Origin of the sequence: Parvibaculum sp. (assembly GCF_040882025.1) — a bacterium.
Lineage (GTDB): Bacteria > Pseudomonadota > Alphaproteobacteria > Parvibaculales > Parvibaculaceae > Parvibaculum.
The window spans coordinates 1-10,323 of sequence record NZ_JBBECC010000199.1 but is presented as its reverse complement, the minus strand read 5'-3'; the positions used below and the strand labels follow the sequence as shown (position 1 = coordinate 10,323).

The 10,323-nt window shown below is 59.1% G+C and carries 8 protein-coding genes; 3 read left to right on the top strand and 5 right to left on the bottom strand.

Going from position 1 to position 10,323, the window contains the following annotated elements; translation table 11 throughout:
* Both WEB61_RS15245 and WEB61_RS15240 read left to right on the top strand, forming a co-directional pair.
* A partial coding sequence (locus WEB61_RS15245; protein WP_368065197.1) for a glycosyltransferase occupies positions 1-845 on the top strand: 845 nt, incomplete at its 5' end.
* Positions 846-918: 73 nt separating this feature from the next.
* Entirely contained in the window at positions 919-1,446 is a 528-nt protein-coding gene (locus WEB61_RS15240; RefSeq protein WP_368065196.1) for a response regulator, read from the top strand.
* A gap of 3 nt (positions 1,447-1,449) precedes the next feature.
* Here WEB61_RS15240 and WEB61_RS15235 read toward each other — a convergent pair whose 3' ends face one another.
* Together WEB61_RS15235 and WEB61_RS15230 are read right to left on the bottom strand one after the other, a co-directional pair.
* Positions 1,450-2,976, bottom strand: coding sequence for a malonyl-CoA synthase (locus WEB61_RS15235; protein ID WP_368065195.1), 1,527 nt, complete (start codon positions 2,974-2,976; stop codon positions 1,450-1,452).
* 67 nt (positions 2,977-3,043) lie between these two features.
* Positions 3,044-5,008, bottom strand: coding sequence for a BCCT family transporter (locus tag WEB61_RS15230; RefSeq protein ID WP_368065194.1), 1,965 nt, complete (start codon positions 5,006-5,008; stop codon positions 3,044-3,046).
* Positions 5,009-5,235: 227 nt separating this feature from the next.
* On the opposite strand from WEB61_RS15230, the gene WEB61_RS15225 reads away from it, so the two are divergent.
* A complete protein-coding gene (locus WEB61_RS15225) occupies positions 5,236-5,835 on the top strand; it encodes a hypothetical protein (protein WP_368065193.1) in 600 nt (199 codons plus the stop codon).
* A gap of 320 nt (positions 5,836-6,155) precedes the next feature.
* Here WEB61_RS15225 and WEB61_RS15220 read toward each other — a convergent pair whose 3' ends face one another.
* The 3 genes from WEB61_RS15220 to WEB61_RS15210 form a co-directional block, all read right to left on the bottom strand.
* Positions 6,156-8,153, bottom strand: a complete 1,998-nt coding sequence (locus tag WEB61_RS15220) for a DUF1302 domain-containing protein (RefSeq protein ID WP_368065192.1) — start codon at positions 8,151-8,153, stop codon at positions 6,156-6,158.
* 54 nt (positions 8,154-8,207) lie between these two features.
* Entirely contained in the window at positions 8,208-8,777 is a 570-nt protein-coding gene (locus WEB61_RS15215) for a hypothetical protein (RefSeq protein WP_368065191.1), read from the bottom strand.
* A gap of 1,136 nt (positions 8,778-9,913) precedes the next feature.
* A partial coding sequence (locus tag WEB61_RS15210; RefSeq protein WP_368065190.1) for a hypothetical protein occupies positions 9,914-10,323 on the bottom strand: 410 nt, incomplete at its 5' end.

Sequence of the window (10,323 nt, the reverse complement as noted above, 5' to 3'; positions counted from 1 at the left end):
CCTGTGTACAGGCACAACTCAATTACTACAACTGGAACGAGAACTGGATGACGCGGCAATTCGCAATCGAATATGCCGCGTTTTTCGACCTGATGCTGCCAACGCTCGTACGCCTCGGTATGCCGATTCCGCTGGGCGGTACCTCCACGCATTTCCGCATCCAGGCACTACGCGAGGTCGGCGCATGGGATCCCAATAACGTGACGGAGGATGCCGATCTCGGCCAGCGTTTCGCTGTTATGGGCTATCGCTGCGGTATTATACGCTCGACGACGCAGGAAGAAGCCAATTGCCGCCTCAACAACTGGATTCGTCAGCGTTCCCGCTGGGCCAAGGGTTGGATGCAAACGTATCTTGTCCGGATGCGCCATCCCGTGCAGCTCTATCGGGCATTGGGGCTCCGAGGCTTTATCGGCTTTCAGATTGTCATAGGCGGGTCTTCACTCTCAAATCTGCTCCATCCGGTGTTTTATGTGACGATGGCCCTCGCACTCTTCCTTGCCGGCACGCCGGCGGGCTTTCAACACGGCACCGCCCTCGCGCTATTCAATGTGATTGTTCTGGTTTCCGGCTATTCCTCCGCGATCGCCGCCGGCATGGCAGCCGTTCACGTGCGGGGTCTCGCGCCGCTCTTCCTGCAGACGCTCACGATGCCGGCCTACTGGCTTCTGGTGTCGATCGCGACCTACAAGGCAATATGGCAACTTATAACGAGGCCGTTTCACTGGGAAAAGACGGATCACGGGCTGAGCCGCATGATGGTTGATCAGTTCGCCTGTCTCCAGCCGTCCGGCGATATGGCCAGCACGCAACGCAAAAAGGCCATTTCCGATCGTTCCTACTAACGAATCGATAAAGAGTTTCGGCCATAGTCGGGATCAGCGCCGGGCAGCGGTGGGTGAGTATGTGAGAGACAAAATGGCGAAGGACAACAAGGCCCAGGATGCCAAGACCGTCAGTCCTGAAGCCTACTCGCAACTTGGCGTACTGATTGTCGAAGACACGCAGCACATGGCCGTCCTGCTGCGCAGCATTCTTTCGGGGCTCGGCGTCCGCAATGTCGCAAGCGCGCGATCCGGCGAGGATGCGCTAACAGCGCTGATGCGCGGCAATGTCAATCTCGTAATCATGGATGACCTGATGCCACCGCTCGACGGACTCTCAGTTGTGCGTGCCATTCGCACCAATGACGAAGATGAACTCAGCACTGTTCCGGTCATCTATGTGACGACGCAACGCGAGCGCAGTGCCATTATCGCGGCGCGCGATGCCGGCGTGACCGAAATTCTCTCAAAGCCTTTCTCGGCACAGCAATTGATCGCCCGCATCGAGACGGTGTTAATGCGACCGCGAGCCATCGTCCGCTCGGCCGAATTCACCGGCCCCGATCGTCGTCGGCGCGAGGGAAAGGCCATTTTGAAGCGGCGTGATAGCGACAAAAGCTGAGCCTCAGGTGCAGGCCGTCTTGAAGTTCTCGCGCAAGAAATTTTTCTGGACCTTGCCCATCGTGTTGCGGGGCAGGCTTTCCACGAAGAAAACTCGCTTCGGGATCTTGTAATTGGCGATCTTCTCCTTCAGACGAATGATCAGCGTCGCTTCATCGAGACTCGCGCCCTCGCGCAGAACAACCACTGCCAGTCCCGCCTCACCGAAATCCACGTGCGGCACGCCGATGACAGCCGATTCCAGAACCTCGGGCATGTCGTCTACCAGTTCCTCAATTTCCTTCGGATAGACGTTAAAGCCACCTGAAATAATCAAGTCCTTGGCGCGACCCACCAGATGCACGTAGCCGTCGACATCGATCATCGCTATGTCGCCGGTCTTGAACCAGCCGCCTTCGGCGAATTCTTCAGCTGACTTTTCTGGTTGCCGCCAATAACCTGCAAAGACATTGGGACCGCGCACTTCAAGCCCCCCGACTTCGCCCTTGCTACACGGATCGCCTTCCTCACCCACCACACGCAGTTCGACATCTGGAAGCGGGAAGCCGACCGTGCCCGCTCGACGTTCACCGTCATAAGGATTCGACGTGTTCATGCCCGTTTCGGTCATGCCATAACGCTCGAGAATCGTATGCCCGGTTCGAGCCTGAAACTCGTCAAAGGTTTCCGTCAAGAGCGGCGCCGAGCCTGACGTAAAAAGACGCATGTGGCTGACCAACGCCGCGTTGAAATCCTCGCTTGCGAGAAGGCGAGTATAAAACGTCGGCACACCCATGAAAACTGTAGCACGCGGCAAATGATCAATTACGTCCGCTCGATCGAATTTCTGTCGCCAGATCATTTTCGCGCCCGAGAGAAGGGCGCAATGGCAAGCAACAAAAAGCCCATGCGCATGGAAAATCGGCAGGGCGTGCAACAGCACATCCTCATCTGTGAAATGCCACGCGTCGCGCAGGGCGAGGCCGTTCGCGGCGAGATTTCCATGCGTCAACATGGCGCCTTTGGGCTTTCCCGTGGTCCCCGATGTATAGAGAATGACGGCGAGGTCATCAGCACTGCACGTAGCAGGTGAAATGGCATTGGTCGCCGCCGCAGCTGCATCGATGAAGCTGCCGCGGGCCTCAGCGTCGAGCGTCAGAACATGGGGAACGCCGCGACGCGTGGCGATATCGCCGATGGCTGCTTCGGAAGCGGGATCGCAGACGATGAGGGCCGGTTCGGCATCGCCGACAAGATAGTCGACTTCCTCGACGCGATAAGCGGTGTTCATGGGCAGGAATACAAAGCCACCGCGCAAGCAGGCAAGATAAAGAACCAAGGACTCAGGCGACTTTTCCACCTGTAACGCGACGCGGTCGCCGGGCTTCAAGCCCAGCTGTCCAAGGAACGACGCGTAGCGAGCCGCGTAGGTAGACAAACGCATGAAGGACCAGTCGCGCGGTCCATGACCGCGACCCGGTGCTTCCAGCGCCAGGCGCGTCCGGTCCTCCGGAAAACAATTCTCGATCAAGGTATAGAGCGACAGGCTCATTTTGCCTCTGGGTGTTTGCTCTGATGGACGACGGGCAATCTTATACAAGAGCGCCACCCGCCGCGCATCACCCGAGACGATGCAGATGAAGGTCGTGCATATGGCGCTCGTATTGACCCAGCAGATCGGCAATCACCTGCTCCTTCGGATAGCCCATGATGTCGTACCGCTGGCCGCCATGACGTAATGCCACTTCGGCACGCCATGTCCGGTCCGGCCCTTCGCGGGTACCTTCCAGCATTGCCATTGCGAAGCTCGGTATCGGTACACCGCGAAGCTCCACACCATAGAGAAAGTCGTCGCCACCTTCGTGGGCAACCGTCAGCATGACATCCTCATTCGAGGCGACGACACTGGCGGCAAGACCGCGTGCTCGAATTTCCATCGCGACCTCCTCCAGCGCTGGGGCAACCGTGTCGTGCAAGAAAGCCAGAGCGCGGGCGCGGGTCGGCTGCTGCAGAAGAGTGCCCAGACGCTGACGCCATGGCATCGCCGGAAGAGCCGCACCAACCGCCCCGACCGATTGCAGGCTTCGATGGCGCAGTGTTTCGCGCCGGAAGGCTGTGAAAAGACCGTAGCAGACCAGCAGCAGAATCACGGCAAGCGGGAAACCACTGGCGATCGCTCCCGTCTGCAATGCGGCGAGCCCTCCTGCCAGTAGAAGAATTGCCGCGACCACTCCTTCGGTGACGGCCCAGAATATGCGCTGCCAAACCGGCGGCTCAGGATCACCACCCGATGTAATGATGTCGATGACGAGGCTGCCGCTGTCGGACGATGTAACGAAGAAGGTAATGACCAAAAGCGTCGCCAATATCGTAGTGATGGTCGAGAACGGCAGGTGCTCGAGAAACTGGAACAGCGCCACCGCTACATCCGCCTGCACGGCATCGACCATATTCGCGGTACCCGCCAGTTCCATCGACAGAGCGGTGTTGCCGAATACGGTGAACCAGAGAAATGTAAAGCCAGAGGGTACCAGCAACACGCCAACGACAAACTCGCGCACCGTACGACCACGCGAGATTCGGGCGATGAACATACCGACAAAGGGCGACCAAGATATCCACCAACCCCAGTAGAACAACGTCCAGCCGCCAATCCAGTCATTGGACCGATAAGCGTAGAGCGTGAAGGTGCGGCTGACGATATCGCTCAGATAAGCGCCCGTATTCTGAACTGTCGCTTGCAGTAAAAAAACCGTCGGGCCCGCGACCAATACAAAGAGCAGCAACAAAAGCGCGAGCGCAAGGTTGAGTTCGGAAAGACGGCGAATACCCGCATGAAGACCGGACACGACAGAACCCGTGGCCAGCAGCGTGATTCCGGCGATCAGCACGAGTTGCGTGCTCACACTCATTTCGATGTCAAGAAGATAGGTGAGGCCCGCGTTCACTTGCATAACGCCAAGCCCGAGCGAAGTCGCCACACCGAACATGGTGCCGAAAACCGCGAATGTATCGACGAGATGACCGGGCCAACCGAAAATGCGATCGCCGATCATCGGATGGAGCGCGGAACGCGGCGCTAGCGGCAGTCCCTGACGGAAAGAAAAATAGGCGAGCGCCAGTCCCATCACCGCGTAAATCGCCCAGGCATGCAAACCCCAATGAAAAAAAGAGAGTTGCAGTGCGCTGCGCGCGGCATCGATTGTTCCACCTTCGCCGACCGGCGGCGCCGCAAAATGCAGCACGGGTTCGGCCACACCGTAGAACATGATGCCGATGCCCATACCGGCGCTGAACAGCATTGCGAACCACGAGTGCGTTGAGAAGTCGGGCTCAGAGTCGTCGGGACCGAGTTTGATCTGACCCATCGAACTCGCTGCGACGCCGACAGCAAAAGCCAGAAAGGTTGCGACGGCGGCAACATAGAACCAGCCGAATTCGTGGATAATGAAGGATTGAATGTCGGCGAACACCAGGGCGGCCTCGGTCGGCGAGGCAGCGGCAAAAACAATCCCCGCGAAAATCAGCGCGACAGATCCAAAGAAGACTGGTTTGTTGGCTCGGAAAAGCGCCGCTTTGGCCATCTTTGGCTCCTTTCGCGTTTAAATCTGGAGATACGCAATGGGAAAGCGGTACGAAATGCAGCGAAGGACGTTCGCCGCGCAGATGTCACACCGAACGCTGATTTTGCGTGACCGTAGCATGGCACGCGGGAGCAGCGAGGCCAACCCCGCAATCATTTGACTGTACAGGGTGGCAGGTGGGGCTTGGACGAGTTACGCTCGCTCTCCTTTTCACGGAGCTTGTTCTCATGCGTATCCTGACGATCGTCATCGCCGTTCTCATCACATCGCTCGCATCGGTCGAGACGTCCGCCACAACTCTGACGCCGCCAGAGACCGCCTACAGCGCCACGCGCGTGGTTACGACGGCGGGCATGACAATAAGCGGCAATGTCTACTACGACCATGGCAAGGAACGCTGGGAAACGACAATGCAAGGCATGCAGCAGGTATCCCTGCTATTGCCCGGCGAAAAGAAAATTCTGCTGTATATGCCTGAGATGAACGTGGCGCTGGAAATGGGCGCGGGGGATGTCGATGACTATGGCATCGGCGAGATTTACGACGAGGGAATCGAGGCCGAGGAGCTGGGCGAGGAAATGGTCGAGGGCGAACAGACGACCAAGTATCGCATTGATCGGCCACAGAACACGGCAACAATTTTTGTCTGGGTGACAGGTGACGGCATTCCCATGAAGGCCGAGGGCGCTGGTCCAGATGGCAGCTTTTCAATGCAATTGACCGATCTTGTGCGGGGGCCCCAAGACTCGGCATTGTTTAGCCTACCCGATAACGTGGTGACGACGACCATGCCAGCGGGCATGCCGCCATTGGGGCTTCCCCGCTAGAAATGCGCGGCGGCGAGCGCTGAACCTATCGTAGTCACAAGAGCCCAAGAGAAGGCCCATCGTGCCAGCAGCAACATGTCGGACGATCCACATCTTTTCATCCTGGATGGCACTACAATTCGATAGAGCAACAGACGCCGACAAGATGGCCGCGCATGCCAACCGACGCATGACCCAAAGGGGCCATGCGGGGAAGCTGACAGAAATGTCGGAGAAATGGGGAGGCTGAATCGCGTTCCGGAACTGCCGCCAGGCGACAGTTCCGGATTTCGCAAGGTCGACTCGTTGCTTGTCGAGTCGGCCGGTTCTCGCGGAACGGCCTAGAACGAGTAAGACGCCGTCAGGCTGACGAAGTCCTTGTCGAAGGAGGCATTCCTGTACCTCGCGCCGAAGTTGTTCGTGTAGTTGAGCGTGACGCGATATGAGTCCAGGTAGCCGGCCGTGACACCGAGCGTCACCGCCTTTTTGCCCTCGACGAAGCCCGGGCCTATGGGCCCCGCTGAATATCCGCTCACATCATGACTCCAGACGATCTGAGGACTCAACGTGAACGGTGTGCCGAAGGCGGAGTTGTAGTCCATCTGTGCCAGGAGGCGATAGCCCCAGGAGAAGGAGCTGGCATAGATGGGATCGAGCGAACAGGTTCCAAGGCGGACGCAGTTGTCGCCAAGGGTCGCGGCCGTGCCGGGATTGTGATGCGTCTCCGATGAGCGCGGAATGGCATAGCGATTGCCATTCGCGTCCGGCAGGTACTGGAAGCCGACATTGCCGACCAGGATCAGCAGATTGCCGCCGAGCGTGCCCACGATCGGATCCGACGGGGTGAGCGTGCTCAACGTGTAAAGCTGACCGTGCAATGCGCTGGTGTAGCGATAACCGGGGATGACGGACCCCGGCGCAACCGGCGGCCCGTCATAATAGGACGGTTCGCCCGGTCCCGGCGTGTAGCCGAAGTTTTCGATATCGGCACCCTGGATTTCGCTCGTGTCGAGCTGGAAGGGCATGTCCGGAAAGTAGGCAAGTTCGCCGGAAAGCGCCGTCGCGTCGCCGATGATCGGAATCGTCGTGTTGAAGCTCGTGCCGAACATCTTTATGTCCTCGACGAACTGGACGATGAGGCTTTTGTTGTCGCCGGCAGCGTCGGCAAAGACGGCCTGTCCGAAGGAAACCGGACGGCCGGCATCGTCAGTGAGGCCCGGAACGGCGCTGGTGCAGCCAGGACCCGACAATGAGCCGGGGACTGCGGGATTGCAGACGGCTTGCAGAACGGGCGTCGTCGCGGTGGGCACCGACGCCGTGGTTGTGCCGATCGGAAGCTTGCTGTGGAAGTTGGTGAAATACCCGGACAGCTCCGTGCCCTGATTGAGCCAATCGGCGTAGTAGCGCAGCGCAAAACCATACTCGCCGGAGTCGCGCCCTCTTTCGTCGGGCCCGCGGGGAATAAAGGTCGTCGGAGCGTAGCTCTGGCCGCCACCCAGATTATAGACTTCACCACCTGACAAGGCGTATCGGCAGCCCGCCGACGCCGCGTCGCTCGGCGAAAAGAAGCTCCCGCATGCCGGCAGAACCGACTCCTCCCATTCGAACACGTATTGCGCTTCAAATGAGAGATTGGCCGGCAGGCCTATACTCGCAAAGATCGAATTCTGAGGTAGGAAGATCTCCTTCAATTCAACGCCAGGCCGCACCAACGCCGACACGTCGAGCGGCAGATAGGCCGATACACCACCCGGGATAAAAAGACTTTCGCCCCAATTGACCGCTTGCCGACCGAGACGCACGGTCAGAGGCATGTCGGCCACGGTGAAGTTGCCGTAGGCAAAGGCATCGAGCAGGTCGAATGACCGAGCTTGAAGGTTGTGCGCGTCGTCGCCCCGGAATTCGTCCTCGAGCTGACGCCGCTGGCCTCCACCGGCCAGTATGGGACCATACTTGCCGCCGCCGGTGCCGAGAACCTGGTCGCCGACATAATCGTAAAACGCCCTGACGCGAGCGAAGAAACCCAGATTTTCCCATCGGGCATCCGCCTCGGATATCATCTTGACCGGCGCGGATATGAATTCACCCCGCTCCACATTGACGTTGCCGTCGTCGGCGTTCACGTCATAGTCCGTGCCGCCAGGGCCAACGCAGCCGCCATTGTAGACGGAGATGAATTCACAGCCCTGTTCGGACACGCGCATGCTTACCGAAACTGACGCGGTCGTATCAATAGTGACACTGACATCACCCAAACGCATCTCCTCTGCGTGGGCAGACACCTGTATGCCCAGCAAGGCGGCAAAGGAAATCAGTGAACAAAAAAAGCGAAATCTCATAGCTCCAAACCCTCCGTCATCCCCTTCGAACGCCCCGTTCCCCGTGTCGGCTCGCTACGGCACTACGCCGAGGGTCGTGTCGACAATCGTCTCAAGCGGCAGCGTGTTGTCCGCGACGCCGGCAACCGATCCGAACACAAGCGGAAACGCTACGTCATATGCTGTCGTGCCGTTGGGCAGCAGTGGCGTCGCCAGCAACTCGGCGGCGGCAACCGAAGCGGGACCCGAGATCGGCTGGAGCTGGTCGAGTGGAAGGTCCGGGATCGGCACATCTACCGGAAGCGGGCTTTCCCCCTCTCCTCCAGCACCGAGAAGACCGAGGACGAGCGGGCCGACGATCGGCTCAAGCGCGTTCAGGTTTCCGTCATTCGGTTGCGCCTGCGCACCCGTGATGACGCCGGCCAGCAGATCGCCGGCGGGCGCGAGTGGCGCGCCGTCCGCCGGCGCTATGTCTCCCAACTGACCTTCACTGCCGCCCGTCAGAAGACTAGGGATGAGCCCGCCTTCCGTGCCAACCAGCATGCCCGTGATATCGTGACCGAACAGGTCTTCGCCGAGACCGCCCTGGCCAGAAACACCAAGCGGCGGAGCCTGAGACTCGATCTCCGCTAGTGCGGAAATCATTGGATCCGCGGCCTCCGGGGACAAAAGACCACCCTCCGGCGCGTTACCAGCCAGCGCGCCGTCCGAACCGCCACCCAAGGCTCCGCCAATCAGCCCACCGTCCCCAATAAGCGGTGTAAGGACATCGACACCGAGAAACTCCTCGGCTGCGCCACCGTCGCCGGTCACCCCCGCCTGCATACCCCCAAGTGTGGAAGATGCCCCTGACGGGGAACCTCCGGAAATCAAGGTCGGGGCGCCTGTGTCGGAGCTGCAACCCGCGAGAAGCGAGATCGCAAAAAGTGCCACTACAGACCGTCTTGTCATGTCTTCCTCCCGTGTGAACCTGCGTAGCAAAATCGTCGAACAAGACGATGTAGAGAAATGTGGCGATATGTTTGATGTGACGAGCCCGCTGTCTTTTTGTCCGTATACGAACGTCTGAAATAGAAAGGCAAATCTTCTCAATCATTTCCGGGTGCCTGTGTGAGTGTAATTCTTTGTAATACCGATGGACTTCCAACACTCGTCGCGGCAACGTGGCTCAAATTGCACTTCCGTCGCGCGGCGATGTTCCGAAGGCGGATTCCCAGCTGTCATTCCGATCAAGAGGTCTTCCTCGATCCAGATGCAGCATCCCTCAACCCGGGAGTCCGGCAACGGGCGTTCAAGCTTCGCGGTGGAAGACGGCGCCCGCATCCGCGAGGAGGCGGGCGCCACATTTTCGTCGCTGCTATTGCCGGGAAATCCGCAGACTCACCGTTCTCGCCAGATCGCATGTTGCAATTTCATCACAACAGGTTCCAGGTCGACACGTGACAAGAAGGCCGCTCATTTCCGCCTCCCTGACCGACATTCGAGACGACACGATTGTGCTCACCGGTTCTCTGTCGCTGATAGCGACGGCACTTTTCGGTGGCACGGACCGGTTGATGAGATTTCTGCAGTCGAAAATTCCGGCGGCGGCTACGGCTGCCGACAATCGCTATCGTCAATGGGTATTTGCCCTGAGCAAAACCGAACCGATGCGCACCGCAATACGCGTAGCTGAAGAGTGTGCGGGAAACTGCGAGGCACCCTCTTCGATAGTTTTCCCGCGACGCGTTCCGTCATGGCGTTCTCACTGGCGCGGCGATCGGGCCTACCTGATGCCACTGTCACTTCTGCCACCGCTGCTTGCCGCGCTTGGCGAGCGCAACCACTTCACGATAGTCAAGGATCCGTCGCTTCGCTTCGATGCCCGGATTCCCTGGGAAATCACAATTGAGAATACGGAGAGTCTTCGGGCCGTGTGGTGCAACGCTCACGCACAAGCGACGCGGAGCATCGAGCTGCGGCGTGAGGGCGAGATCTGGCGTTTGATTCGTGACGAAAATGTAAATCGCAATTCCGGGGAACGCTCCGAGACCGAACTGCAAAACTGGCTGAACTTCTTCCTGTCGGGCCAGAACCGGGAACACGATCTCAAGCGATGCTGACATGGGCGAACCGGCGGGCTCCCCGCCCGCCGGTTCGCGCACGTATTGCTGCAGGCAGAACGAGCTACCTGCTATTCGGCGCCCGGGAC

Bases quoted from the DNA above. Each gene is read 5' to 3' on its own strand.
- WEB61_RS15235 (WP_368065195.1), bottom strand. From the start codon at position 2,976: ATGAGCCTGTCGCTCTATACCTTGATCGAGAATTGTTTTCCGGAGGAC.
- WEB61_RS15215 (WP_368065191.1), bottom strand. From the start codon at position 8,777: ATGATTTCCGCACTAGCGGAGATCGAGTCTCAGGCTCCGCCGCTTGGT.
- WEB61_RS15230 (WP_368065194.1), bottom strand. From the start codon at position 5,008: ATGGCCAAAGCGGCGCTTTTCCGAGCCAACAAACCAGTCTTCTTTGGA.
- WEB61_RS15225 (WP_368065193.1), top strand. From the start codon at position 5,236: ATGCGTATCCTGACGATCGTCATCGCCGTTCTCATCACATCGCTCGCA.
- WEB61_RS15240 (WP_368065196.1), top strand. From the start codon at position 919: ATGGCGAAGGACAACAAGGCCCAGGATGCCAAGACCGTCAGTCCTGAA.
- WEB61_RS15220 (WP_368065192.1), bottom strand. From the start codon at position 8,153: ATGAGATTTCGCTTTTTTTGTTCACTGATTTCCTTTGCCGCCTTGCTG.